Below are 24,223 nucleotides of genomic sequence, written 5' to 3' on the forward strand. Positions count from 1 at the left end.
CCACGACGTCCCGCACCGACGACGGCCGAACGGCCGTGGCCGACGCGGGGCTCGGTGACGAGTTGCGGCCCGTACGGGACGCCGAGCCCGAGCGTCGGATACAGAGCGCCGACGTTGAACCAGAACAGCAACTGCACCAGCAGAGGCGTGGACCGGAAGATCCACACATACCCCCAACTCGGCGTACGCAGCACCGGGTTGGCCGAGAGCCGCATCACGGCCAGTGCGGTGCCGAGCGCAAAGCCGAGCACCATCACCGCGGCGGTCAGCCACAGTGTCAGCAGCAGGCCGTCGAGTACGGCGGACGTGGTGAAGTACCGCAGGACGACGTCCCATTGGAAGGCGTCGTTGCGGATGACGGAACTCGGCACCGTAAGGAAGGCCAGCAGCGCCGCGGCGGCGGCGAGCAGGCGGCCTACGTGCCGGCGCGGCACGATCGGCGGCAGGTCCGGACCGGCGTCCGTGCCCGGGTCCGGCCCGGGTGGGCCGGGCGCCTCCCGATTCTTCTCGCCAGAGTCGGAACCGGCATCGGGTGCCGTGGCGGGGTCGGTGACATCGAAAGACGTGACCATCAGGAGGCTCTCCTGGAAGGGATCGCGGGCGTGGATGTGTCCACCCGGCGGCACACGCAAAGCAGCGCCCCAGACGCTGCCCTGGCTCGGTGCGGCCGGGACCGGTGTCGTCACGCTCGCCGCGTCCCTCAACGCGGCCGGAGCGGCTTCCGCACACGGCGGGGCCGATCCGCCTTCGATCGTATGTGCCGGTGGTGCTGCTGTGTCAACCACGTGTGAAACCAGAGGCCGAGGGCGTCCGGCATCCGGTCCGCTCCTTGACGGGGAGCATCCCGTACTGCTCAATTGGTCGCATGAACGCCCAGCAGCGCTTGGTCTCGCGCGACCACATCGACTTCGGTCGGGTGTGGTCCGCAGCGTGTTGCGGCTGACTCGGCAGCGGGCTGTCTGACCGGCCCTTCCCTCCCTCGGTGACCCCCGTCGCGGGCCGAGTTGCTCCATCGCCTCACTGCTCCGCGCGGACGTCGGTCCGCTTCCGGACATGGTGCCGCGAGCCCGGACACGCGCTGCCTTCTCTCCTGCATCTGCCGACGCCGGCATCGTCACGCCCGTAGCTGTCGGCGGCAGTTCCCCAGACACCTCTCACGCGCATCTCTGACGACCCCTCATGCGCGGTGCCACCCGGCACCGTTCGGCTTCGGGTGCGCCCCCGCGCGATCGCCGCCCCTTCGAAAGGCCACTTCCATGCCCGTGGAATTCCTCGGCATAGCCGCCACCAACGACGGCTCCGAAACCACCGCGCGCTCCGGCGCCGCCTTCGACAAGGAGTACACGCTCCGGCTGGCCCGCGCTCACGAGGACCACGGCTGGGACCGGGTGCTGTTCGCCTACGGCTCCGGGTCCCCGGACCCCTCCCCCGCGGCCGCGTACATAGCGAGCAGACTGGACCGCCTCCAGATCCTGCTCGCCCACCGGCCCAACGTCTCGTACCCCACCTTCGCCGCCAAGACCTTCGCCACTCTCGACCGGATCAGCGAGGGCAGGCTGGCGGTCCATTTCATCACCGGCGGCAACGACCACGAGCAGGGCCGCGAGGGCGACACACTCACCAAGGACGAGCGCTACGCCCGCACCCGCGAGTACATCCGCATCGTCAAGAAGATCTGGACCACACACGAACCCTTCGACCACGAGGGCGAGCACTACCGCTTCCACGACTTCGTCAGCGACGTCTTCCCCGTCCAGCAGCCGCACCCGAACGTCTCCTTCGGCGGATCCTCACCTGCCGCGTACGCGGCCGGAGGCGCCGAGGCCGACATCTACTGCCTGTGGGGTGAGCCGCTGGAGAAGACCGCCGAGCAGATCGAGGCGGTGAAGGCGGCCGCGAAGGCAGCGGGCCGCACCGAAGTGCCGCGCATCCAGGTCGCGTTCCGCCCGATCATCGCCCCGACCGAGGAGTTGGCCTGGGAGAAGGCCCATCGCACCGTCGAGGCGATCAGGCAGCGACGCGAGAGCGGCCTCGTACGCCACCACCACAGCCGAGCCCCGGAGAACGCCGGCTCTCAGCGGCTGATCGCCATCGCCGAGGCGGGTGAACGCTACGACCGTGCGCTGTGGACCCCGACCGCCGCGGCGACCGGCGGCGCGGGCAACTCCAACGCTCTGGTCGGCACCCCGGAAACCGTCGCCCAGGCGCTCCTCGACTACTACGACCTCGGCGTCGACATTCTCTCCGCCCGCGGCTACGACCTGCTGGGCGATGCCGTCGACTTCGGCCGACACGTGATCCCCCTCGTCCGCGAGGAGGTCGCCAAACGCGACGCCGAGCGTGCGGCACGCGGCCCGCAGACCCTCGCGGCGGTGGGTGAATGAGCTCCACCGCCCACACGCCCCTCCCCGGGCTCACGGTCATCCGCGTCCCGGTCTCCGACCCGCGTGTCAGACCCCTGCTGCGCGAGCTCGGCGACGAGTACACGGCTCGCTACGGCCGTGATGCGCACGCCGAACTCGCCCGCTACCCCGATGAGGAGTTCACCTCTGCGCACGGTGGCGTCCTTCTCCTGCTCGTGGAACAGGGGGAGCCCGTCGCGGGCGGCGCCTTCCGCCGTTACGACGGGACGACGGCCGAGCTGAAGCGAGTGTGGACACACTCGGCCCACCGCCGACGGGGCCTGGCCCGCAGAGTCGTCGCCGAGTTGGAGCGCGAGGCGGGCGACCGCGGCTACCGGAGGATCCATCTGACCACCGGGCCACGCCAGCCCGAGGCCCGCGGCCTCTACCTGGCCGCCGGCTACACACCGCTGTTCGACACGCAGGCCGACCCGGAGACCATCGGCCCGCTCCCCTTCGAAAAGCACCTCGCCGTCGCCCCGACGCGCCTCGGCGCGGGCGAGCAGCCGGTCACAGCTGTCCGGAGCTCCCCCACCGCCGCCGGGAAGTCCCTCACCGCCGAGCGGCGCACCGGAAAGGCCTCCGAGCTGTGAGCCTCCCCCGGACCACCCGTGCGCGACGTACGGCCCTCGCGAAGGCCGGCGAGAAGCCCTACGACGTCAAGGTCTTCTCCGAGAACGGAGCCGTCACCACCGCCCTCCAGCAGGGCCGGATCGACGTCGTCATGTCCACCATCAACGGCCTGCGCCACCAGGCCGCGCAGCCCGAGGCGCGGACCACCTTCCTCGGCGAGTACCACCGCCTCGACGTCGGCTTCGCCTTCAAGAAGGGTTCCCCGCTCACCCCCGCCTTCCAGGCCGCGGTCAACCAGTTGATCAAGGACGGCACCTACACCCGGATCCTGCAGAAGTGGGGTACCACTGCCTCCGCGATCGATGCGTCGCGGATCAACCCGCCCGAGCACCGCTGAGAGTTGAGCAGGAAACGACGATGGGACTCACCACCGACCCCGCGCCCCCCGGCGCGGCCATCACCGGCGCAGGCGCCGGCCACCAAGCCCCGCCCGCCTCCGACGACCCGGCCTCGCTGAAGGTCGTATCCGCCCGCCACTACGCCCGGTGGGCCGCGGCCGCCGCCGTGACCGTACTGACCGCCCAGTTCGTGCACGGCCTGGTCACCAACCCGGTCTGGGAGTGGGGCGTCTTCAGCGACTACGTCCTGTCCGAGACCATCGTCCAGGCAGTGCTGGTGACCCTCCAGCTCACCGCCTACGCCACGGTGCTCGGCTTCGTCCTCGGCACCGTGCTGGCCTTCATGCGGCTGTCGCGCAGCCCGGTACTGCAGACCGTGGCCTGGACCTACGTCTGGATCTTCCGGTCCATCCCGATGATCGTCCAGCTGGTGTTCTGGTTCAACCTGGGCGCCCTGTACGAGGAGTTGGGCGTCGGCATCCCCTTCGGCCCGGTCTTCTGGTCCGTGGACAGCAACAGCCTGATCGGGACGATCGGCGCCGCCCTGATCGGACTGTCGCTCCATCAGGCCGCGTACGCGGCCGAGATAGTCCGCGGAGGCGTCATCTCGGTCGATCACGGACAGCTGGAGGCCGCCGCCTCGCTCGGTATTCCCCGGCTGCGTCAGATCCGGCGGATCGTCCTGCCGCAGGCCATGCGCGCCATCCTGCCCACGGCGGGCAACGAGATCATCGGCCTGCTCAAGGGCACCTCGGTGGTGTACGTCATGGCCATCGGCGAGCTCTTCTACCAGGTGCAGGTGGTCTACGGCCGCAACGGACGGGTGATTCCCCTGCTGATGGTCGCCACGGCCTGGTACGTGGTCCTCACCTCGGTGCTCTCCGTCGCCCAGTACTACGTGGAGCGCCGCTACGCCCGCGGTGCCAACCGCACCCCGCCGCCGACCCCGTTGCAGCGCGCCCGGCGCTTCGTACGGAACCTGCGCGCGGCTGCCGCACAGCGTGACGGACGCGTGCCCGTGGGCCGGGCGGGTCTCGCCGGGCTCCGTACCACGAAGGAGAACCCATGAGCGACGTGATGGTCGACGTCCGCGGCGTCCACAAGAGCTTCGGACCGCTGGAAGTGCTGCGCGGCGTCGACCTGCTGGTCCGCACGGGCGAGGTCACCGTGATCCTCGGGCCCTCCGGCTCGGGCAAGTCCACCCTGCTGCGCACCATCAACCACCTGGAGAAGGTCAACCGCGGCTGGATCAGCATCGACGGTGAGCTCATCGGCTACCGCCGCTCGGGCGGCAAGCTGCACGAGCTCAAGGAGAAGGACGTTCTGCAGCAGCGCACCCACATCGGGTTCGTCTTCCAGAACTTCCATCTCTTCCCCCACCTCACCGTGCTGGACAACATCGTGGAGGCCCCGGTCTCCGCACTGCGCCGCCCGCGCAGGGAAGCGGAGAAGACCGCCGGCCGTCTGCTGGAGCGGGTCGGGCTGTCCGACAAGGCCGAGACCTACCCGCGGCAGTTGTCCGGAGGGCAGCAACAGCGGGTGGCCATCGCCCGTGCGCTCGCCCTCGAACCCAAGGTGCTGCTCTTCGACGAGCCCACATCGGCGCTCGACCCGGAGCTGGTCGGCGAAGTCCTCGACGTCATCAAGGACCTGGCCCGCACCGGCACCACCATGATCGTCGTGTCCCATGAGATCGGCTTCGCCCGCGAGGTCGCCGACACCGTGGTGTTCATGGACGGCGGAGTCGTTGTGGAACAGGGGCCGCCCGCGGCCGTCCTGGACGACCCGCAGCACGCGCGCACCCGCACCTTCCTCTCCAAGGTCCTCTGACCGACCTCCACCCCGTCCCGCTTTCCCTCAAGGAGAACCCCGTGCCCACTCGCCGTTCCGCCGCGGCCGTCATCGGACTCGCCGCCGCACTCGTCCTCAGCGCCTGCGCCAACCCCACCGACGGCGGTACGACCGACGTCGCGAACCCTGGCGACGCGTCGGGCAGTACCACCACGAAGATCAACAACAGCCCGGACCAGAAGCGCGTCACCACGGACAAGGTCGACGCCATAGCGGCACAGGTGCCCGGGGAGATCCGCAAGAGAGGCACGCTGAGGATCGTCGGATCCGCCGACAGTTCGCCACCACTTGGCTTCTACGCGACCGACGACAAGACCCGTATCGGCGTGGAGATCGACATCGCCCATCTGGTCTCGAACGTCCTCGGTCTCAAGCCCGACTACACCCCGGTCTCCTGGGAGAACATCTTCGTCGGCCTGGACAGCGCCAAGTACGACGTGGCCTTCAGCAACGTCACGGTCACCGAGGAGCGCAAGGAGAAGTACGACTTCGCCACGTACCGCAAGGACGATCTCGCCTTCGAGGCGAAGAAGGGCAGCGGACTCAAGATCGCCGACTACAAGGACGTCGCGGGGAAGACGGTCGCCGTGGACAGCGGCACCAACCAGGAGAAGATTCTGGTGGATTGGAGCAAGCAGGCGGAGCGGGCGGGCCTCGAGCCGGTGGACATCAAGTACTACAAGGCGCCGTCCGATACCTACCTCGCCCTCGAGTCCGGGCGCATCGAGCTGTTCCTCGGGCCCAACCCGACCGCCGCATACCATGTCTCGTCGGCCGGCAAGACCGAGATCGCCGGCACCTACTCCGGCGCCGGCGCCACGCTCCAGGGCCTGATCGCGGCCACGGCCAAGAAGGACCGGGGCCTGGCCGAGCCACTGGCCGCCGCACTCAACAAGGTCATCGGCAACGGCACATACGCCGCGGTGCTGAAGCGCTGGGGCCTGTCGAGCGAGGGCGTGACGACGTCGGAGATCAACCCGCCCGGCCTGCCCAGGACCGGCCAGTAGGACCGTTGGTGCGGAGGCCATGCGGGCCTCCGCACTCTGGCCCGGTAGGGCGGCCGCGACGACGTCGACCGGCTCGGGCCACCGCTCAGGCTCTCTGGGTCCTCCTGATCTCGAGAGCGGCCACGTCGAGCCCCGTACGGCTCAACGGCGTTGCCACTCCTCCGCGAGGAGTCGGTAGGAACGCACCCGGTCGGCGTGGTCGTGGGTGATGGTGGTGATGATCAGCTCGTCGGCGCCGGTGGCTTCCTGGAGCTGTTCGAGTCGGTCGGCGACGCGTCCCGGGGAGCCGACGAACTGGGTGTCGACACGGTCGGCGACGAGTGCCCGGTCCGCTTCGCTCCAAGCCTGAGCACGGGCCTGCTCCGGGGTCGGATAGGGAATGGCACCCTCGGCCGTGCGGATGCTGCGAACCCACGGCCCATAGCCGGTGGCCAGTTCGCGAGCGGTTTGCTCGTCCTCGGCGACGACAACGTCGGCGGAGACGCTGACAAAGGGTTTGTCGAGGTGGTCCGACGGCTGGAATGCGGCACGGTAGCCGTCCGCCGCCTCCAGCACAGTGGCCGGGCTGACGTGGTAATTGGCCGCGAAACGCAAGCCGTTGCGCCCTGCGACGTCGGCACTCTCTCCGCCGCTGCTGCCGAGGATCCACACCTGCACATCAGCGCCCTCGCCGGGGATCGCGTGTGCTTCGATCCCGTCCGCGGAACGGTACTCGCCGCGCAGGAGCGCGAGTATGTCGTCGACCTGCTCACCGTAGTCCTGGGGGCGGGCGCCGGGCTGGTGCAGGAGCTGCTGCTGAAGCAGGAAACGGGGTGAGCCGATCAGGTGCTCGAAGGAGAAGCGTGGCGGGATCTTCAGCCCGTTGGGAGCGCGGCCGTCGAGGACGGGGATCGTGGTCGTACGAGGACCTGCCGTCTGCCCGGAGGGACGTCCGCCTGAGCGGCCGAGGCCCAGGTCGAGTCGCCCGGGGTGAAGGGCGTCGATCAGTCCGAACTCCTCGACGGTGGAAAGAGCGGTGCGGTGACCGAGCTGTACGGCGCCGGAGCCGATCCTGATCGTGGAGGTCGCGGAAGCGGTCAGGGCCAGGACGACGGCGGGCGAGGTCCCGGCGACGCCCGGGTTGAGGTGGTGCTCGGCAAACCAGTAGCGGGCGTAGCCGAACCGCTCGGCCTGCTGGGCGAGATCGATGGTGTTGCGCAGTGCTGCCGCGGCGGTGGAGCCGGACGAGATCGGGACGAGGTCGAGAACTGCGAGAGGGATGCCGGCCATGGTCGGGTGTTGCTCCTCAGCGGTCGGTGGGCGCGAGTGCCGATGCGGACACGGATACCGGCCCAGGGCCGAGTTCGGGCCCGGCGACGACCGGACCCCAGGGAAACGGCGGGTCGGGGAAGTCCCGTCGAGAGACGAGCACGGCGTCCAGCCGGCCCCGCACCTGGTCGGTGCGCCCGTCCGGCTCAAGGGCGGGAACAGGTCAGCAACAACACAGGGCGCCGGCCACCCGTTGCAGATCGATGTGGGGCCGGGAGTACAGGCGGACACAGCCGCGCGCGACGAGGACCCCGACAGCCGGGACGAGCATGCGCGAAACGGGGGACAACACCGTCACCTCCGCTCGTTCGGCCGCTTGGCCTGCTTGTTCAGTGGCCTGCCGTGCTCGGGCAGGGAAGCCCATGTCATCGCAGGCTAGGCGGAGCCGGACGGGCGAAGGTGGAGAGCGTATTGCGGTTTCATGAAACCGTCCGGACTCCCGTGGGAGGGCTGAGCGGGACCGTCCGCGATGTGTACCGCCCAGTCCAGGATCTGCACGGCCGCCCCTGCGGCCTCCAGTCCTCGGCAGCGGGCATGGTGCCTGCGGGCGATGCCGTCCAGGTCGAGGTGCCGGCCGAAGGCGGGGTGGGCGGCCAGCCGTCGTGCGTAGGCCCACAGGTGCGGATGGTCGGCGATGCGCTGCACGGCCGCGGCATCCAGGTGATGTCGGTGCACGGTGTCCAACTGCACGAGGGTCACCCACAGATGCACGTCGCCGGCGGTCAGGCGGTCGCCCAGGATGAAGTCCTGGTGGGCGAGCCGCCACTCGAGTGACCCCAGGAAGCGGAGCAGGGAACCCAGGGCGGTCCGACGCGCGGTGGCGTCGGCTTCAACCTGCCCGGCACGCTGGGCGGCTTCGTTGATGCGGTCCTCACAGAGACTTTCGAGGGCCTCGATCTCCGCCTCGGTGTCGTGCGGGTAGAGCGTGGGCCGGTCGGGCTCGTCACCGCCGAAGCGCCGAGCCAGGTCGCGCAGGATGTCCGGGGTGTGCGTGCTGACGATCCGTCCCGTCCAGGTGTCGCTCAACACCGGTGCGACGGCGGGTCCGGGATGCCCGTGCGAACTGGCCTCGTACAAGGGGTGCAGGGCGGAGTGTCCGCCGTGGGGCCTGTCGGGAACGGCCGGCAACAGCACCACGGGGACCGTCTCTTCCAGACCGAGGAGGCTGTGCGCGACAGCGATCCGCAGACAGTGGGAGCAGGACAGCGAGAGGTGGAGGCGGTAGCGGCGCTCAGCAGCGTAGTAGCCACTGCCGGCGTCACAGCCGATCCGGCCTCGGAACGACGGCGGGGAGGCGGGGGACGGCACGGTGGTCAGGGGTACGGCAGGCATGTTTCTCCCTGGGGCCAGGTCCGGCGGCTGATTCTCAGAGGTTGCGACGGGCGGCGCATACGGGGGTGATGGGCGCGCGACGTCGGCGCGTACCCGTACGCGGCAGCTTTGCGGTACCAGACGGGTACCGCGCCGGTTCAGCGCAGAGCGCCCGCCGCGCTGCAGACACGCAGGAGATCGATGTGGCGGCGGGAGGTCAGGAGGAAAGCCGTCCGGCCGGCGCGCATCGCGCGGTTGGCGGGCGACCCCGGACGCTCCATCTTTTTCCCACCCATTCACTAGGGAACTCTGCTCTGGAGTTTCAGGCAGCCTTCGTGCCACGTCAAGAGCGCGTTCCGCAGTCTCGCCCGAGGTCTCACATGATGGACGTGAGGCGCTGTGCCGCCTTGGTCGACGCGGCCGGGCTGACGTCCGCGCGGGGCCACAGCCCTGGCCCGCGTCGGGCTCGCGAACCACTGCGCCGGGCTCTCCATCCGGTGAAGACGTCGGGCAGCGACATGCCGCGGGTGAGAGCGTTGAAGGCTTGAGGGCGTTGAAGGCTTGAGGCCGGTTCAGGGTGAGGGGGGCCGCTCGGCGCGCAGGACGCCGAGCACGAGCGCCGCACATCAACCGGCCGGTGGAACAAGCCCGGGTCGGCAGTGACCGTCCGGTATATAGGCTGGCCACGTGGCAGCGACACGGAAGAAGGCGGCACCGGCCGGCGAGCAGGGCGTCCAAGGTTTCGAGCTTCAGGCATTCGCGGTTCAACTGCGGCGCCTGACAGGCGAGATCAACAGGTTCGCCCACGAGTTCGCCGCGCATCAGGGCCTGCACGCCACGGACGTCCAGGCACTGGGCGCGATCATGGACGCGCAGTCTCCGCTGACTCCCGGTCGCCTGGGCGAGCACCTCGGCCTCACCTCCGGTGCGGTGACCGCTTGCCTCGACCGGCTGGAGCGGGCCGGCCACATTCGCCGGGTCCGGGAGAGTCCGGACCGGCGCGTCGTGCATCTGCACTACCTGCCTGAAGCACGAACGACGGCGCGGGCGCACTTCCTGCCACTGGCCGAGGCGACCGCGCGGGCCCAGGAAGGCTTCACCCCCGACGAGCTGCTCAGCGCCCTGCGCCTCCTCGGCGCCGTGAGCGACGAGCTCGAAAGCCTGAACAAGAGGCACTGACCCCACTGACCTCGGCTCTGCGGGGCAGTTGGAGCTGCCGGCCGAAGAAGCGCACCGGCAACGCATCCGGATCGGCCCTGCCGACGGAACTCTGTGGCGAGCCCTTTCCCTGTCATGGGTTCACCGCCGAAATATATCTTGATGATTGAGATACATTACGGTTGAAGGATCTTCGCCGTCCGCACCTGGGAGTGCCATGCTCAGCTCCACCCGGCTCGTACGCCGGCTCGTGCCTGTCGTCCTGCTCGCCGCCTGGCTCGGCGTGGGCGGAGGGCTGGGCCCGTACGCGGGCAAGCTCGGTGACGTCGCGACCAACGATCAGGCCGCCTTCCTCCCGCAGAACGCGGAATCCACCGAGGTCATCGAGGCTCAGAAAGCATTCCCGGAGGACGAGACACTCCCCGCCATCGTCGTCTGGACCGCGGAGGACGGTGGGCGGGTGAACGCAGAGCAGCGCGCTGCCGCCACCAAGGCCCTCGCGAATCTCGACGGTGCGTCCGGCACCGCCGGACGCTCCTCCCCCGCCCTGCTCTCGAAGGACGGGCAAGCCCTCCAGGGCATCGTCCAGGTCCAGCCCGACCTCGGCGAGGAACTCCCTGTCGTACTCGACGAGGTGGAGGAGGCAGCGTCCACCGTGCCTGGCACCACGGTGCAGATGGCCGGGCCCGCGGCGAGCCAGGCCGATCTGTCCGACGCGTTCGCCGGGATCGACGGCCTGCTCCTCGGCGTCGCACTGGTCACCGTGCTGATCATTCTGCTGCTCGTCTACCGCAGTGTGCTCCTGCCGCTGGTCATCATCATCAGCGCGGTCCTCGCACTCGCCCTGGCGTGCGCAGTGGTCTACGCGCTCGCCGACCGCGACGTCGTCCGCGTCGACGGCCAGGTCCAGGGCATTCTCTCCATCCTCGTCATCGGAGCGGCCACGGACTACGCCCTGCTGCTCACCGCCCGCTTCCGCGAAGAACTCGCCCGGCACGGTGACCGGATGACGTCCATGCGTGCCGCACTGCGGCAGTCGGCCGGTCCGATCGTCGCCAGCGCCGCCACCGTCGCCCTCGGCCTGATCGCGCTGCTCCTGAGCGATCTCACGAACAACCGCGCCCTCGGACCGGTCGGCGCCATCGGCATCGTCTGCGCCGTACTGAGCTCCCTCACCTTCCTCCCCGCCGTACTCGTTCTCCTCGGCCGCAGCGCCTACTGGCCGGCGCGCCCCAAGCCTGCGGACACGGGCAGCGCCGCCCAGGGAAGCAAGGGCGTCTGGCACCGGATCGCGGCACTCGTCGACAGAGCCCCACGCACGGTCTGGGCCGTGACGCTCGCCGGCCTGCTCGCCTGCGCCGCGTTCGCACCCACGCTGAATTCCAAGGGCGTCCCCCTCGACGAAATCTTCGTCAATGACGCGCCCTCGGTGGCCGCTCAGAGCACGCTGAGCAAGCACTTCCCCGGCGGGTCCGGCAACCCCGCCGTGATCATCACCGACGCCGACCGGCTGGGTGAGACCGTCCAGACAGCGCAGCGGACGGAGGGCATCGCCTCCGTCGCGCCGGTCACCGCCTCCGGACGTCCCGGCCGGGGAGAGCCGCTGGTCGTGGACGGCAAGGTGCTCGTCAACGCGACGCTCGAAGAGGCAGCCGACAGCGACGCCGCACAGCGCGCCGTGTCCCAGCTGCGCGAAGCCGTGCACGCCGTACCCGGATCCGCTGCGCTCGTCGGCGGGTACACCGCCCAGCGGTACGACACACAGGAGACGTCCGCACGGGACCGGATGGTGATCGTGCCCGTCGTGCTCGCGATCATCCTGCTGATCCTCGTCGGCCTGCTGCGATCGCTGCTCATGCCCGTACTCCTGGTGGCAACCGTGGCGCTCAACTTCCTTGCCACACTGGGCGTTTCGGCGCTCGTCTTCCAGGGGGTGCTCGGCTTCTCGGGAACCGACGCTTCGGTGCCGCTGTACGGCTTCGTCTTCCTCGTCGCGCTCGGCGTGGACTACAACATCTTCCTGATGTCACGGGTGCGCGAGGAGTCGCTCCGTCATGGCACCCGGGAAGGCGTACTGCGCGGACTGACGGCCACCGGAGGGGTCATCACCTCGGCAGGAGTCGTCCTCGCGGCCACGTTCGCGGCCCTCGGCGTCATCCCGCTCGCCTTCCTCGTCCAGATCGCGTTCATCGTCGCCTTCGGCGTACTGCTCGACACCCTCGTCGTCAGATCCCTCCTGGTCCCCGCGCTGGTCCGGGACATCGGACCGAAGGCCTGGTGGCCCGGAGACCTCAGCCGGCGCAAGGACCAACCGGAGCCGCCCGTGGCAGCGGAAGCCGCCTCGTCCACAAGGTGACCCTGATGACCCCTCACAGGCGCCGGAACAGCCTCGTGTTCCGGCGCCTGAGAGCTGGATTATGGAGCGCGAGTACGCCGTCCCGCACCCGGCGCCCGGACGGCGCCCTCTTCGGAGGGGGTGTATCGCCCTCTAGTCGACGAGGGAGGCCTTGGCCACGGCGTACGAGTCCTCGTAGAGGTGGTAGCGGGTAATCCGCCCGTCCTGGACCGTGGTGTGCAGGGCGAACGCCGTGTCGATGTCCCGGCCCGTCGCCCTGACCTCGGAGACCATGTGCCCGATGAGCACCACGTCGTCGCCCGCTGCGATGATGTGGCGAAGCTCGAACTCCTTCGCCTCCACATGGGTTTGCAGCAGGTCGAAGAAGGTCCGCATGCCCTCCCGCGAGTCGACCTCGGGTACCCACGGAATACCCGGCGGGTGCGGGATGGAGAAGGACACGGAATCGGCGAACAGCGCCGCCGCCTCCGCACTCTTCCCCTCGGCGAGCAGCGGGAACAAACGTTGCACGGTCTGCGCCGGTGACTCTGCTGTCATGTGTGTCGACACTACAGTCGGATACGGTCCGCAGGCCGGTCACAACCTCATCCGATGTGTCATGCCTGGACAGTGGGACGAACGTTGATCTCGCCGATCTCGACGTCGTGAGGTTGCTCGATGGCGAACGCCACCGCGCGGGCAACAGCTGCCGGCGGGATGCCCACCGCATCCATGTTCTTTCGCGTCTGCTCGCGGAGGTGCGGGTCTCCCATGGAGTCGGCGAGATCGGTGCGGATGTAGCCCGGTGAGATGGCTGTCGTGCGCACCACGCCGTCGGTGGACTCCCTGCGCAGACCCTCATGCACGGTGCGCACCGCGTTCTTGGTCGCCGCGTACACGGCCATCGAAGGGGACACGGTCAGGCCGGCCACGGAGACGATGCTCACCAGGTGGCCCGACCCCTGCTCTCGGAAGACGGGCAACACGGCGGCTATGCCGTTGAGCATGCCGCGAAGGTTGACATCGATCATGGCCGACCAGCCTTCGGTGTCGAGGTCGGCCAGCGGACTGATCGGGGCGATGCCGGCGTTGTTCACCAGCACATCGATACGGCCGTACTGATCGACGGTGGTCGCCACGAGGCGCTGCAGATCCTCGGCGCTGGTGACGTCGACGACGCACGTGGCAGCACGTCCCCCCTCCTCCCGGATGTTCTGCGCTATGGCGTCGATGCGCTCGCTGCGACGCGCCGCGAGGACGACCGCGGCGCCGCGCTCGGCGAGCAGACGGGCCGTGGCCTCACCGATGCCTCCGCTCGCTCCTGTGATGGCGACGGTCTTGTCGTGAAGAGAAAGCATGACTGCACCTCCCGTAAAGTGGACACGTGTCCGGTATACGGATCAGCCTACCGGACACGTGTCCATTTGTCAGAGGCGGACATCAGGAGACGCCCATGAGCACGCCGGCACGACGCCCGGATGCTGTGCAGAACCGGACTCGCATCGTGGAGGCCGCGCGCGCGGCACTCGCCGAGTCCAGCCACGTCCACCTCAACGAGATCGCCAAGCGCGCGGGTGTAGGACAGGGAACGCTCTACCGGAACTTTCCCAACCGCGAGGCGCTCCTCGCCGAGGTCTACCGACGCGACGTCGAAGAACTCGTGACCGCCGCCTCCGCGCTGCTGGCGGAACACGAGCCCGTGGAAGCCCTGCGTCACTGGCTCGACCGAGTGATCGACTACGCCGAGATCAAGCGCGGCGTCCTGGCAGCGCTCGAGCCGGCGGCGTGGCAGGACCTGGTGGCCCACAGCCAGAACCCCATCGAGAGCGCCCTCGGCCATCTGCTCAACGCCGGAAAAGCGACCGGTTCCCTCCGCACCGACGTGGACGCGCCCGGGGTGCTCCTGCTCATCGCCTACCTGAGCCGACTGGACCGGGATGCATGGGAATCGACGGCAAGGCCCCTGATGAACGTCATCCTCGAGGGCCTTCGCCGACGGGACGCGGATCGGTGAAGGCAGGGGAAGGACATGCATGCTGGATCGAGGCGGGCTGCCTCTGGATGTGAGCCCGGCGTTCAGCGGCGGGGCTTCTGTCACCCAGGCGACCGAACCAGGTGCGTTGGGGCAGGGGCGAGTGATCCTCCGTCAGGCGTGCGGCACGACGGCCACAGGGCAGGAGGCGTGGTGGATCACGGCGTGGGTGACCGATCCGATGTGGGAGCCCTTGGCCGCCCTGCGCCGGCCGACGACCACGAGTCGCGCGTCCGAGGCAGCCGTGACAAGGTGCTCGGCGGCCCGCCCGGAAGCGGACACCTCGGCTACTTCCACTGCCGGGTACGTCTCCCGGAACGGGCTCACCGCGCTCGTGAGCGCCGACGCCATCTCGGCCTCGTCAGCTGCTCCGCGATGGTGGCGGAACGGGGAGTGCCACGTGTGGACGATCTCCAGTGGGACGCCGTGCCGCCCGGCGAAGTCGAAAGCGAAGTCCAGGAGTTCACTCTTCACCTCACTCACATCGAGGCCGAGAACCACCTTCTGGTGATTGCTTCCGTCAGCGGCCCCGGACTCACCCTCGCCGTACCCCGGGCGCACCAACACCACGGGGCGCTTCGCATCCGCGACGACCTCCTGCCCCACCGAACCGACGATGAAGCCGCGGACGCCGCCGAGCCCGTGGGACCCCACGACCAGCCACTCCGCCTCCGAGGCGGCAGCCAGGAGCACTTGTGTCGGGGCGTCCTCGATCCTCTCCGCGGTCATGGCGAGGTCCGGCATCCGGGCCCGGATACGCTCCTCGGTCGTGGCGAGAACTCCTTCCGCCTCGGTGCGACGGTCCTCGTGCGACACCTTCATTGCCCCCAACTGGTGCTGCGCCCAGCGCGTGCCGTACACCAGCCGCAGGGCGGTCCCGCGCAGTGCCGCCTCGTCGGCGGCCCAGTCCACCGCCGCGACACTTCCTTCGGAGCCGTCCACTCCAACGGTGATGGGTCGGGACATGCCGCTCTCCTCGCCTCGGGTCGCGCATTTGGGCTGTCACGATGGCTGCCCATGGGCATCCAGCCGACAGGCACCTGATCGGGAACCTACCGAGCCACTGCACCACTGCGGCCCGCTGCGTCCGACCACGCTGCCGAAGTGCCCCGTCTGGCGCATTGACTCGACGGCGTTCTGCGGTCCGGATCAGTGGCGGGGCGGGTGGCGTGGCCCACCGTGCCCCAATCCTGAACAGGTGGCGGGGCAGCCGAGTACCTCCCGTGAGCGGTGACTACGTCACTCCGCGATCCAGTTTTTAAGTTAATTAGCAATTAATATTGACAGGCATCAGGGGCCTGGGCACAGTTTCCGCCTGGCACCGGCCCTCGGTACGACCCGAGCGGGGTGCCCGATACCCCCAACTCTCGGGAGACTTCAGTGGCTTCGCATCGTGCAGAGATGGTGCGTGTGCGGCGGACCGTGGCGGCGCTCGGCGCCGTGGTACTGGTCGGATCGGCCGTTCCGGCGGCACACGCCGCGGACGACCAGGGTGCGCCGCAGTTCTACGACAGCGGACTCGCCCCCACGCCGTACATGGGATGGAACACCTACTACGGGCTCGGCGCCCCGACGGAGGACCAGGTCAGAAAGGTCGCCGACCACCTCGTCACCAGCGGGTTGCGCGACAGCGGCTACAACATCGTGTGGCTGGACGGCGGTTGGCAGGCCGACCAGCCGCGCGACCCGGAGACGGGCCGGCTCGTGGCCCACCCCACGCGCTTCCCCTCCGGTATCCCCGCACTCGTGACGTACCTTCACCAGCGCGGTCTCAAGGCCGGCATCTACACCGACGCGGGCGAGTACGACGGCGGCAAGTGGTGCGGGCTCGGCAGCCGCGGCCACTACGCGCAGGACGCCCGCCAGTTCGCCGGCTGGAAGGTGGATGCCATCAAGGTGGACTTCCTCTGCGGCATCGGCGCCGGGCTCGACCCGGGCCCGGCCTTCAAGGAGTTCAGCGACGCCGTCGCCAAGTCCGGACGGAAGATGCTGCTCAACCTGTGCAACCCGCTCACCGACGACTGGGGCATGCCGCACACCCCCGAGCAGGACGCGCACAACACCTACGTCTACGGTCCGACGACCGCCGACTCCTGGCGCACCGGTACCGACATCGCCTGGGGTACCCCGACGGCGGGCGAGTGGCCGAACATCCTGCGCAACATGGATGCCAACGCCTGGCACCCCGAGGCTCAGGGTCCCGGTCGCTGGAACGACCCGGACTACCTCATCCCGATGCGTAAGCTCGCCGACGGTGGATACGAGCTCAACCAGGAGGAGTCCACCACCCAGTTCGTGATGTGGGCCGAGATGGCCTCGCCGCTGGTGCTCGGCAGTGATCCGCGCACCCTGTCGCGGTCCATGCTCGACACCCTGCGCAACCCCGAGATCATCGCCGTCAACCAGGACCGGCTGGGTATCCAGGGCGCCCGCGTGGCCTCCGACTCCGTGGGCGACGTCTACAGCAAGGTCCTCCAGGGCGCGGGCAAGCGGGCGGTCGTCCTGCTCAACCGCTCCGATCAGGCACAGGACCGCACCGTGACCTTCGCGGACGCCGGCCTGGCGGGCAAGGTCGCCGTCCGCGACCTGCGGGCCCGCACATCGCGCGGCACCTTCACCGGTTCGTACACCGTGCGTGTCCCCGCCCATGGCACCGCGTTCCTCAAGCTGACCGGCACCGACGACGCCCCGGGCACGCAGTTGCCCGGCCACTCATCGGCGAGCCCGGCCCTGACGCGCGAGGGCGACACCCTGACCGCCTTCACCCGTGGCACGGACGGGAGCCTGCGCGCTCAGACCGCCCTGGGCGGTGACTGGTCCAAGGCCCGGACCACCGAGCTGGGTGGCCCGACGCACGGCCGTATCCTCGGCCAGCCCGCCGCGTACGCCTCCGCCGGCGGACGGATCGACGTCTTCGTGCGGGGCACCGACAACAGCGCCTACCGGCGCGTCTTCACGAACGGGCACTGGGGTCGCTGGCAGTCCTTGGGCGGCACGTTGACGGACGCACCGACCGTGGCCTTCGCGGGTCCGGACGACTGGACGCTCTTCGCCCGAGGTGCGGACGGCACGTTGTCGTCACGCGGCCCGGCCGCCGGCTGGTCCCCGCTGGGTGCCCCGCAGGACAAGGCGTTCTACGGCCGTCCGTCGGGCGTCGTGGACGACGACGGCAGGCTGCACGTGGCCGTGCGCACTCCCGACGACTCGGTCTGGACGCGGACCCGTGACGCCTCCGGCACCTGGTCGGACTGGGCGGCCCTCGGCGGCACGGTCAGTGGCAGTCCGACGCTGGTGGCTTCCGGCGGGACAGTGCATCTGTACGCCCGCGCCGGTGACTACACGCTCTGGACCCGCAGTTGGACCGCTTCCGGCAGCTGGGCGGGCTGGAGCAAGAACGACGACTTCGTCAGCGGTGCCTTCGACGGTGCACTCGGTGCCGTGGCCGGGCCCGATGGCGAGGTTCTGGCCGCCTTCCGCGGCGTGGACGGGCGCGTCCACCAGAGCGGGCTCTGAGCCCGCACCGACCCGCTCCACCCGGCACCACCTGCGTCGATCCGTTCCGCCGCACCACGCTCGGTCCGGTATCGCCGCTCCGTGACAGCTGTGCCCCGGGGCCTTCTCCGGCCCTGGGGCACAGCCTCTGGACAATAAATTAGTAATTAATCTTGACGGTCCTTCCGGCACTGCGCCAAGCTGTGCCTGCCGCGCCCGGAGCCGGGCCGTCAGGGGGCCTCAAGTTCCGTTCCGTGGGCACCAAGGGAGTGCACAGATGACCGCCTTCAACGCCACCCGCCGCCGATTCCTCGTAGGAACAGGCGCAGTCGGCGCCGGCGCACTGCTCAGCAGCTGCGTCACCCAGAGCCCGTCCGCCTCCGGAGGAAAGTCCGGCGGCCCGGTGACCCTGCAGTCCAACCTCTCCTCCCCGCAGGCCAAGAGCGCGATACAGGCGAGCGTCGCCGCCTTCGCCAAGCGCGGGGACACCAGGGCGCAGCTCAACACCGTCGCTTCGGAGACCTTCCGCACGCAGCTGCCGACCTATCTGACCTCGGCCAACCCGCCGGACGTCTACACCTGGTACCCCGGCTCCGTCGCCGAGTCGTACGCGAAGAAGGACCTGCTCCTGGACCTCGACGACATCTGGGAGAAGCCCGAGCTCGCCGGCTACTCCGACGCGCTGAAGAAGCTCTGCACCTCCGCCTCCAGCGGCACGAAGGTCTTCGTGCCCACCAGCTACTACTGGTGGGGCATGTTCTACCGGAAGTCCAACTTCGCCAAGTGGGGTGTTCAGGAGCCCAAGACCTGGGACGAGTTCCTCGACCTGTGCGACAAGCTCAAGAGCAAGGGCGTCGCCCCCATCGGCCTCGGCGCCGGCGGCGACACCCCCTGGGTCGCCTCCTCCTGGTTCGATTACCTCAACATCCGTGTCAACGGCGCCACGTACCACCGTGAACTCCTCGCCGGCAAGCACCGCTTCGACGACCCGGAGGTCCGCAGGGTCTTCGACCGCTGGGACGAGGCGCGCCCGTTCTTCGACCCGAACGGCACGGCGATCCCCTTCCAGGACGCCACCACCGCCCTCCTCCAGGGCCGTACGGGCATGATGCTGATCGGCACCTTCTTCGCCGACGCGGCCCCCAAGGACGCCCTGGACGACCTGGACTTCTTCCAGTTCCCCATCATCGACCCGAAGATCCCGGTCGCCGAAGAGGCGCCCACCGACGGCTTCTTCGCCAGCGCCCGCACGAAGCGCGCCGACGGTGTCAAGGAACTGCTGCGCTACCTGGCCACCGCCGAGTCGCAGGAGCTCTACCTCAAGAGCGGCTCGGGCACCACGCTGCCCACCCACCCCGACGCCAAGGACTCGGGCACACCACTGGTGCTCAAGGGCCGCAAGCTCATCGAGAGCGCCACCGACCTCACCCAGTTCTTCAACCGCGACTCCAGCGACGCCCTCCAGCCGTCCGCGGACACCGCGCTCGTGCACTACCTGGCCAAACCCAAGCAGATCGGCTCCATCCTCACCACGTGGCAGCGCAGCGCACAGAAGATCTGGAACCAGTGACCATGGCGCTGATCGGCTCCACACGACGGTCCAGGGCCACGCGCGTGCCCCCGGTGGTCCTGGCCTTCGTTCTCCTCCCGCTGCTCGTCGAGGCCTTCTGGGTCTTCTGGCCCGCCATCCAGGGCTTCTACCTGTCGCTGACCTCGTGGGACGGCCTGTCGGCCCCCGCGTTCGTCGGCCTCGGCAATTTCAGCGAGATGGCGCACGACGCGGTCTTCCGTACCGCCGCGATCAACACGGTCCTGTGGCTGCTGCTCTTCGGCGGACTCTCCGCCGCCCTCGGCCTCGGTGCCGCGCTGCTGCTCCAGCAGGAGCGGCGCGGCATCGGGTTCTACCGGGCGGCGCTCTTCCTGCCGGTCGTCTTCTCGCTGGTCGCCACCGCGCTGGTGTGGCAGGCCATGTACCAGCCGGACGGCCTGATCAACAACGTGCTGTCGGCGGTCGGCCTCGACAGTTGGCGGCACGCCTGGCTCGCCGACCAGGACACCGCCTTCTACGCGGTGATCGTGCCCGCCCTGTGGCGCCAGGTCGGCTACGTCATGGTGCTCTACCTCGCCGGCCTCAAGGGAATCGATCCCGTCCTGTACGAGGCATCCAAGGTCGACGGTGCGAGCCGCATTCAGCAGTTCCGTCACATCACCCTGCCGCAGCTGCGCAGCGTGAACGCGGTCGTCCTGTCGGTCATCGTCATCGACTCGCTGCGCTCGTTCGACGTCGTCTGGGCGCTCACCCGCGGCGGTCCCTACCACTCCTCCGAACTGCTGAGCACCTACATGTTCTCCACCGCGTTCCAGTCGCTGCGTCTGGGATACGGCTCCGCGCTCGCCGTCGTCATCTTCGTGCTCGCCTTCGGTGTCATCGCGAGCTACCTCGTGCGCGCCTTCCGGGAGGCCGACTGATGACCGCCACCCATGCCTCCGCACCCGTCGGCAAGGACTCGGGCAACGCGCCCGGCACGGCGCACACGGCCCCGCAGCCTGCTCCCCGCCGGCCCGTCGTCCGCGGCCGTGCCCTGCGCACCACCGGCTTCCACCTCACGGCGGGCCTGCTGTCAGCGCTGTGGCTGCTGCCGATCGCCCTCGTCCTGGTCACGAGCACCCGCACCTTCGACGACATCGCCGCCCACGGGGTCGGCAGTTGGCCCCACTCGTTCACCCTCGACGGCTTCCGCCAGGCGTGGGTGGACGGCGGTCAGCAGCAGGCGCTCATCAACAGCATGATCGTCTCGATTCCCACCGTACTGCTCTCGCTCGGCCTCGCCTCCATGGCGGCCTTCGCGCTCAGCCGCTACGACCTGCCGTTCCGGCGCGTCCTCCTGCTGCTGATGCTCGCCGGCAACCTGCTGCCCCCGCAGATCCTGCTGATCCCCGTCTCCAAGCTGAGCGAAGTGCTGGGAATCTACGACCAGTTGTACGCGCTGATCGGGGTTCAGGTCGGCTTCGGCGTCGGCTTCTACGTCTTCGTCCTGCACGGCTTCATGCGGGCGATCCCCACCGAGATCCAGCAGGCCGCCGTCATCGACGGCGCGAGCCCCTGGCAGATCTACTGGCGGATCATCCTGCCCCTGGCCCGCCCGGCACTGGCCGCCCTGACCGCCCTGTCGTTCACCTGGATCTTCAACGATCTGCTCTGGGCCATCACGGTGCTGCGCACCGACAGCCAGATGCCCATCACCGCCTCGCTGATCGGACTGCAGGGCCAGTACGTGTCCATGTGGAACGTCATCGCCGCCGGTTCGGTGATCGCCGCCGCCCCGACGGTGGCCGTCTTCCTCCGCTTCCAGCGCCACTTCGTGGCCGGACTGAACCTCGGAGCCGTGAAGTGACCACGCCCGACCGGTGGCTGCTGCGCACCGACACGACCACCTACGCCGTCACTCTCGGCAACGACGGACGCTGGGCCGAACTCGCCGCCTGGGGGCCGCACGGTGCCGAGGCCGGGCCGTCGCCCATGGACGGGTCGCGTCGCACCCACTTCATCACCCCCGCCGACGCCGCCCCGGCCGAGTACATCCCGTACGGGCTGCGGCCGTTCACCGGTGCCGACCTGATCGCCTCCCGTCCCGGCGGCGACCGCGGCAGCTGGTGGCACTTCGACGGCGCCACCCAGGACGGCGACCACACACTGCGCCTGGAGTTCGCCGACGAACTCCTCGGGCTGCGCACCACGCTGTACTACGAGACGGTGCCCGGTACCGACGTCGTCCTGCGCTGGACGGAGCTCACCTGCACCGGTGAGGACGAGGTGCGACTGGAACGCTTCGACTCCGCCGCCGTCAATGTGCCTGTCCAGGGCGGCGCTCGGCTGACGTACTTGGCCGGCCAGTGGTCGCAGGAGTTCCAACTCCATCACCTGCAACTGGACCGTGGGCGCTTCGAGATGGAAAGCACCCAGGGTTCGGCGGGCCACGCCTACCACCCCTGGCTCGCGATCCAGTCCGCCGACGCTCCCGCCGAGGGAACCACCCCCACCTACGGCATCGCCCTGGAGTGGTCCGGCAATTGGCGCATCACCGCCGACGCCGAGCCCGGCGGTGCACTGCGCGTCCGCGCCGGCCGCGTACCGCACGAGGGCGCCGTGCGACTCACCCCCGGCACCACCCTCGTCACACCACGCCTGGCCTGTGCCTTCAGCCCGGACGGTCTCGACGGACTGGCTCGCGTCTGGCACCGCTACGAGCGGCAGCTGACCGGCGAGCGCATCGACCGGCCCCGCAAGGTCCTCTACAACTCCTGGGAGGCCACCGGCTTCGACGTCGACGCAGACGAACAGCTGGAGCTGGCCAGGACAGCCGCACAGCTGGGCGCCGAACTCTTCGTCGTCGACGACGGCTGGTTCACCGGGCGGCACGACGACACCGGCGGGCTCGGTGACTGGGACCCCGACCCGGCCGCATTTCCCGGTGGATTCGACCGCTTCATCGATCAGGTCGGGGCCCTCGGCATGGACTTCGGTCTGTGGGTCGAACCCGAGGGCATCAGTCCCCGCTCGAAGCTGTACGCCGAGCACCCGGAGTGGGTGTACCGGATCGACGGCCGCCCGGCCACACTCGTGCGCAACCAACTCCTGCTCGACCTCGGCCGTGAAGACGTCCAGGACTTCGTCATCAGCACGCTCGACCGGCTGCTCGGCTCTCACGCCATCAGGTATCTGAAGTGGGACATGAACCGGCCGCCCACCGAACGCGGCCGCCCCGGACATCCGGCCGGCCACGACCCGGAGCGGCAGGACCTCGACGCCGCGCACGTCGCCGGCTACCTCCGCGTTCTGGACCACCTGCGCTGCGCCCACCCGCACGTCACGATCGAGGGCTGCGCCGGCGGCGGCGCCCGCGTCGAGCACGCCACCATCGCCCGCACCGACGTGGTGTGGCCCAGCGACAACACCGCGCCCATGGACCGGCTGCGCATCCAGTACGGCTATCTCCACGCGCATGCCCCGCACACCATGAGTTCCTGGGTCACCGACGCCCCGGGCATCTTCGACCCCCGGCCGCGCTCGCTCGCCTTCCGCTTCGTCAACTCCATGGCGGGCGTGCTCGGTGTCGGCGCCGACATCCGCCACTGGGCACCGGAGCAGCGTGCCGAGGCCACGCGGTGGATCGCCCGCTACAAGGAGATCCGGGACGTCGTCCACCACGGCGAGGTCCATCTGCTGGGCACCCCCGCCGACCCGACGTGCGGCGTCCAGTTCGAGGAACGCGGCGGTGCCCGTGTGGTGGTGACGGCATGGAACACCGGACCGCTGGACGGCGCACCCCTGCTGTCCGGACGGCCCGCCCGGCTCCGCCTGCGGGCCCTCGCCCCGGAATCCGTATACATCGACACCGACACCGGAACCCGCTACAGCGGGGCGTATCTGCTGCACTCGGGGCTGCCGTTCACCTGGAGCCGCGAACACGACGCGGAGCTGACGGTGCTGGCCCGTCAGTGACGACATCGGACAGTCTGCGCCCCACCGGCCTCACGAACAGGAGAAGATCCACCCCATGAATCCAGCCGCCCGTTTCACCAACCGCGTCGCCGTCGTCACGGGCGCCGCGTCGGGCATCGGCGCGGCCGCCGCGGCTCGCCTCGCCGCGGAGGGCGCGGCCGTCGTCCTCGTCGACATCGCCGCCGAGCGCGGCGAGGAGACCGCCGAGCGGCTGCGCAAGGACGGGGCCCGGGCCGTCTTCGTCGCCGCCGACGTCGCGAGCGAGGACGACTGGCAGCGGGTGATCACCACCGCGCACGGCTTCGGTCCCGTGGGCGTCCTGGTCAGCAACGCGTACACGGTGGCCGTCGCACCGGCCCACGAGACCAGTCTCGCCTCCTGGGAGCGGCAGCTCTCGGTCAACCTCACCGGTGCCTTCCTCGGAGTCAGGGCGGCGCTGCCGGATCTGCGCGCGAACTCCGGGGCCGTGGTGCTCGTGTCCTCCGTGCACGCGCACCGCGGCATCCCCGGCCATCCGGCGTACGCGGCGAGCAAGGGCGCCCTGCTGTCGCTGTGCGGTCAACTCGCCGTCGAGTACGGCCCGGACGTCCGGGTCAACGCGGTACTGCCGGGGCCGATCCTGACCGCCGCGTGGGACCGGGTGCCGCAGGCCGACCGCGAGCTCAGCGTCGCGGGCACCGCGGCCCGCCGTTTCGGCACCCCCGAGGAGGTCGCCGCCGCCGTCGCCTTCCTCGCCGCCGACGAAGCCTCCTACATCACCGGATCGAGCCTGCTCGTGGACGGCGGCTGGAGCGTCTCGAAGGCCTCGGCCTGACAGAACGACCGTCCCGGCCACCGATCGAACAGCAAGAAG

20 protein-coding genes and 2 pseudogenes are annotated in these 24,223 nt (G+C 69.6%); 15 read left to right on the plus strand and 7 right to left on the minus strand.

Annotation, left to right across the window (positions count from 1 at the left end; all coding sequences use genetic code 11):
* Nucleotides 1-14 precede the first annotated feature (14 nt).
* A pseudogene (locus tag ACQPWZ_RS01210) lies at nt 15-572 on the minus strand (ABC transporter permease subunit); the annotation flags it as partial.
* 684 nt (nt 573-1,256) lie between these two features.
* On the opposite strand from ACQPWZ_RS01210, the gene ACQPWZ_RS01215 reads away from it, so the two are divergent.
* From ACQPWZ_RS01215 to ACQPWZ_RS01240, 6 genes and pseudogenes are all read left to right on the plus strand, one after another.
* The gene (locus ACQPWZ_RS01215) at nt 1,257-2,384 is read left to right on the plus strand and encodes an LLM class flavin-dependent oxidoreductase (RefSeq protein WP_433570322.1); all 1,128 of its coding nucleotides are present in this window, start codon (nt 1,257-1,259) and stop codon (nt 2,382-2,384) included.
* Nucleotides 2,381-2,995, plus strand: a complete 615-nt coding sequence (locus tag ACQPWZ_RS01220; RefSeq protein ID WP_433570323.1) for a GNAT family N-acetyltransferase — start codon at nt 2,381-2,383, stop codon at nt 2,993-2,995. The genes ACQPWZ_RS01215 and ACQPWZ_RS01220 overlap by 4 nt, the downstream gene beginning before the upstream one ends.
* 35 nt (nt 2,996-3,030) lie before the next feature.
* Nucleotides 3,031-3,372: pseudogene (locus tag ACQPWZ_RS01225) on the plus strand (transporter substrate-binding domain-containing protein); the annotation flags it as partial.
* 20 nt (nt 3,373-3,392) lie between these two features.
* The gene (locus tag ACQPWZ_RS01230) at nt 3,393-4,442 is read left to right on the plus strand and encodes an amino acid ABC transporter permease (protein ID WP_433570324.1); all 1,050 of its coding nucleotides are present in this window, start codon (nt 3,393-3,395) and stop codon (nt 4,440-4,442) included.
* Entirely contained in the window at nt 4,439-5,203 is a 765-nt protein-coding gene (locus tag ACQPWZ_RS01235) for an amino acid ABC transporter ATP-binding protein (protein WP_433570325.1), read from the plus strand. The genes ACQPWZ_RS01230 and ACQPWZ_RS01235 overlap by 4 nt, the downstream gene beginning before the upstream one ends.
* A 41-nt stretch (nt 5,204-5,244) precedes the next feature.
* A complete protein-coding gene (locus tag ACQPWZ_RS01240; protein WP_433570326.1) occupies nt 5,245-6,231 on the plus strand; it encodes an ABC transporter substrate-binding protein in 987 nt (328 codons plus the stop codon).
* Between the two features lie 141 nt (nt 6,232-6,372).
* On the opposite strand, the gene ACQPWZ_RS01245 is transcribed toward ACQPWZ_RS01240, so the two are convergent.
* The 3 genes from ACQPWZ_RS01245 to ACQPWZ_RS01255 form a co-directional block, all read right to left on the minus strand.
* A complete protein-coding gene (locus ACQPWZ_RS01245) occupies nt 6,373-7,500 on the minus strand; it encodes an LLM class flavin-dependent oxidoreductase (RefSeq protein WP_433570327.1) in 1,128 nt (375 codons plus the stop codon).
* Between the two features lie 202 nt (nt 7,501-7,702).
* The gene (locus ACQPWZ_RS01250; protein WP_433570328.1) at nt 7,703-7,903 is read right to left on the minus strand and encodes a putative leader peptide; all 201 of its coding nucleotides are present in this window, start codon (nt 7,901-7,903) and stop codon (nt 7,703-7,705) included.
* An 11-nt stretch (nt 7,904-7,914) separates the two neighbouring features.
* Nucleotides 7,915-8,871: a glutathione S-transferase C-terminal domain-containing protein gene (locus ACQPWZ_RS01255; protein ID WP_433570329.1), complete on the minus strand. Its 957-nt coding sequence runs from the start codon at nt 8,869-8,871 to the stop codon at nt 7,915-7,917.
* A 666-nt stretch (nt 8,872-9,537) separates the two neighbouring features.
* Between ACQPWZ_RS01255 and ACQPWZ_RS01260 the strand changes: the two genes are divergently transcribed.
* Together ACQPWZ_RS01260 and ACQPWZ_RS01265 are read left to right on the plus strand one after the other, a co-directional pair.
* Nucleotides 9,538-10,029 carry a MarR family winged helix-turn-helix transcriptional regulator gene (locus ACQPWZ_RS01260; RefSeq protein ID WP_340471224.1) on the plus strand — a complete coding sequence of 164 codons (492 nt, stop codon included), beginning with the start codon at nt 9,538-9,540 and terminating at the stop codon, nt 10,027-10,029.
* Nucleotides 10,030-10,225: 196 nt separating this feature from the next.
* Nucleotides 10,226-12,364, plus strand: coding sequence for an MMPL family transporter (locus tag ACQPWZ_RS01265; RefSeq protein ID WP_433570330.1), 2,139 nt, complete (start codon nt 10,226-10,228; stop codon nt 12,362-12,364).
* 132 nt (nt 12,365-12,496) lie between these two features.
* Here the strand turns inward: ACQPWZ_RS01265 and ACQPWZ_RS01270 are convergent, their stop codons facing one another.
* Complete coding sequence (locus tag ACQPWZ_RS01270) at nt 12,497-12,901, minus strand: nuclear transport factor 2 family protein (protein WP_433570331.1); 405 nt, start codon at nt 12,899-12,901, stop codon at nt 12,497-12,499.
* A gap of 59 nt (nt 12,902-12,960) precedes the next feature.
* Nucleotides 12,961-13,701, minus strand: a complete 741-nt coding sequence (locus tag ACQPWZ_RS01275; RefSeq protein ID WP_433570332.1) for an SDR family oxidoreductase — start codon at nt 13,699-13,701, stop codon at nt 12,961-12,963.
* A gap of 95 nt (nt 13,702-13,796) precedes the next feature.
* Here ACQPWZ_RS01275 and ACQPWZ_RS01280 point away from each other — a divergent pair, with 95 nt between their 5' ends.
* Nucleotides 13,797-14,357: a TetR/AcrR family transcriptional regulator gene (locus ACQPWZ_RS01280; RefSeq protein WP_433570333.1), complete on the plus strand. Its 561-nt coding sequence runs from the start codon at nt 13,797-13,799 to the stop codon at nt 14,355-14,357.
* A gap of 132 nt (nt 14,358-14,489) precedes the next feature.
* Here the strand turns inward: ACQPWZ_RS01280 and ACQPWZ_RS01285 are convergent, their stop codons facing one another.
* A complete protein-coding gene (locus tag ACQPWZ_RS01285) occupies nt 14,490-15,341 on the minus strand; it encodes a universal stress protein (RefSeq protein ID WP_405567257.1) in 852 nt (283 codons plus the stop codon).
* A gap of 435 nt (nt 15,342-15,776) precedes the next feature.
* Between ACQPWZ_RS01285 and ACQPWZ_RS01290 the strand changes: the two genes are divergently transcribed.
* The 6 genes from ACQPWZ_RS01290 (at nt 15,777) to ACQPWZ_RS01315 (ending at nt 24,184) form a co-directional block, all read left to right on the plus strand.
* Nucleotides 15,777-17,888, plus strand: coding sequence for a glycoside hydrolase family 27 protein (locus ACQPWZ_RS01290; RefSeq protein ID WP_433570334.1), 2,112 nt, complete (start codon nt 15,777-15,779; stop codon nt 17,886-17,888).
* A 256-nt stretch (nt 17,889-18,144) separates the two neighbouring features.
* Nucleotides 18,145-19,437, plus strand: a complete 1,293-nt coding sequence (locus ACQPWZ_RS01295; RefSeq protein ID WP_328859441.1) for an ABC transporter substrate-binding protein — start codon at nt 18,145-18,147, stop codon at nt 19,435-19,437.
* Nucleotides 19,438-19,439: 2 nt separating this feature from the next.
* Nucleotides 19,440-20,336: a carbohydrate ABC transporter permease gene (locus ACQPWZ_RS01300; RefSeq protein ID WP_328863314.1), complete on the plus strand. Its 897-nt coding sequence runs from the start codon at nt 19,440-19,442 to the stop codon at nt 20,334-20,336.
* Nucleotides 20,336-21,262: a carbohydrate ABC transporter permease gene (locus ACQPWZ_RS01305; protein WP_328859442.1), complete on the plus strand. Its 927-nt coding sequence runs from the start codon at nt 20,336-20,338 to the stop codon at nt 21,260-21,262. Before ACQPWZ_RS01300 ends, ACQPWZ_RS01305 begins: the two co-directional genes overlap by 1 nt.
* Nucleotides 21,259-23,370 (plus strand): alpha-galactosidase, encoded by a 2,112-nt coding sequence (locus ACQPWZ_RS01310; protein ID WP_433570335.1) that lies wholly within the window; start codon nt 21,259-21,261, stop codon nt 23,368-23,370. Before ACQPWZ_RS01305 ends, ACQPWZ_RS01310 begins: the two co-directional genes overlap by 4 nt.
* A 55-nt stretch (nt 23,371-23,425) precedes the next feature.
* A complete protein-coding gene (locus ACQPWZ_RS01315; RefSeq protein ID WP_433570336.1) occupies nt 23,426-24,184 on the plus strand; it encodes an SDR family NAD(P)-dependent oxidoreductase in 759 nt (252 codons plus the stop codon).
* Nucleotides 24,185-24,223: the final 39 nt, after the last annotated feature.

The organism is Streptomyces sp. CA-251247, assembly GCF_050952975.1.
In the GTDB taxonomy this organism is placed as follows: Bacteria; Actinomycetota; Actinomycetes; order Streptomycetales; family Streptomycetaceae; genus Streptomyces; species Streptomyces achmelvichensis.

Excerpts from the sequence above, each read along its gene's own strand:
- ACQPWZ_RS01215 (WP_433570322.1), top strand. The coding sequence starts at position 1,257 with ATGCCCGTGGAATTCCTCGGCATAGCCGCCACCAACGACGGCTCCGAA.
- ACQPWZ_RS01220 (WP_433570323.1), top strand. The coding sequence starts at position 2,381 with ATGAGCTCCACCGCCCACACGCCCCTCCCCGGGCTCACGGTCATCCGC.
- ACQPWZ_RS01230 (WP_433570324.1), top strand. The coding sequence starts at position 3,393 with ATGGGACTCACCACCGACCCCGCGCCCCCCGGCGCGGCCATCACCGGC.
- ACQPWZ_RS01235 (WP_433570325.1), top strand. The coding sequence starts at position 4,439 with ATGAGCGACGTGATGGTCGACGTCCGCGGCGTCCACAAGAGCTTCGGA.
- ACQPWZ_RS01245 (WP_433570327.1), bottom strand. The coding sequence starts at position 7,500 with ATGGCCGGCATCCCTCTCGCAGTTCTCGACCTCGTCCCGATCTCGTCC.
- ACQPWZ_RS01250 (WP_433570328.1), bottom strand. The coding sequence starts at position 7,903 with ATGGGCTTCCCTGCCCGAGCACGGCAGGCCACTGAACAAGCAGGCCAA.
- ACQPWZ_RS01255 (WP_433570329.1), bottom strand. The coding sequence starts at position 8,871 with ATGCCTGCCGTACCCCTGACCACCGTGCCGTCCCCCGCCTCCCCGCCG.
- ACQPWZ_RS01265 (WP_433570330.1), top strand. The coding sequence starts at position 10,226 with ATGCTCAGCTCCACCCGGCTCGTACGCCGGCTCGTGCCTGTCGTCCTG.
- ACQPWZ_RS01270 (WP_433570331.1), bottom strand. The coding sequence starts at position 12,901 with ATGACAGCAGAGTCACCGGCGCAGACCGTGCAACGTTTGTTCCCGCTG.
- ACQPWZ_RS01275 (WP_433570332.1), bottom strand. The coding sequence starts at position 13,701 with ATGCTTTCTCTTCACGACAAGACCGTCGCCATCACAGGAGCGAGCGGA.
- ACQPWZ_RS01280 (WP_433570333.1), top strand. The coding sequence starts at position 13,797 with ATGAGCACGCCGGCACGACGCCCGGATGCTGTGCAGAACCGGACTCGC.
- ACQPWZ_RS01285 (WP_405567257.1), bottom strand. The coding sequence starts at position 15,341 with ATGTCCCGACCCATCACCGTTGGAGTGGACGGCTCCGAAGGAAGTGTC.
- ACQPWZ_RS01290 (WP_433570334.1), top strand. The coding sequence starts at position 15,777 with ATGGTGCGTGTGCGGCGGACCGTGGCGGCGCTCGGCGCCGTGGTACTG.
- ACQPWZ_RS01295 (WP_328859441.1), top strand. The coding sequence starts at position 18,145 with ATGACCGCCTTCAACGCCACCCGCCGCCGATTCCTCGTAGGAACAGGC.
- ACQPWZ_RS01300 (WP_328863314.1), top strand. The coding sequence starts at position 19,440 with ATGGCGCTGATCGGCTCCACACGACGGTCCAGGGCCACGCGCGTGCCC.
- ACQPWZ_RS01305 (WP_328859442.1), top strand. The coding sequence starts at position 20,336 with ATGACCGCCACCCATGCCTCCGCACCCGTCGGCAAGGACTCGGGCAAC.
- ACQPWZ_RS01315 (WP_433570336.1), top strand. The coding sequence starts at position 23,426 with ATGAATCCAGCCGCCCGTTTCACCAACCGCGTCGCCGTCGTCACGGGC.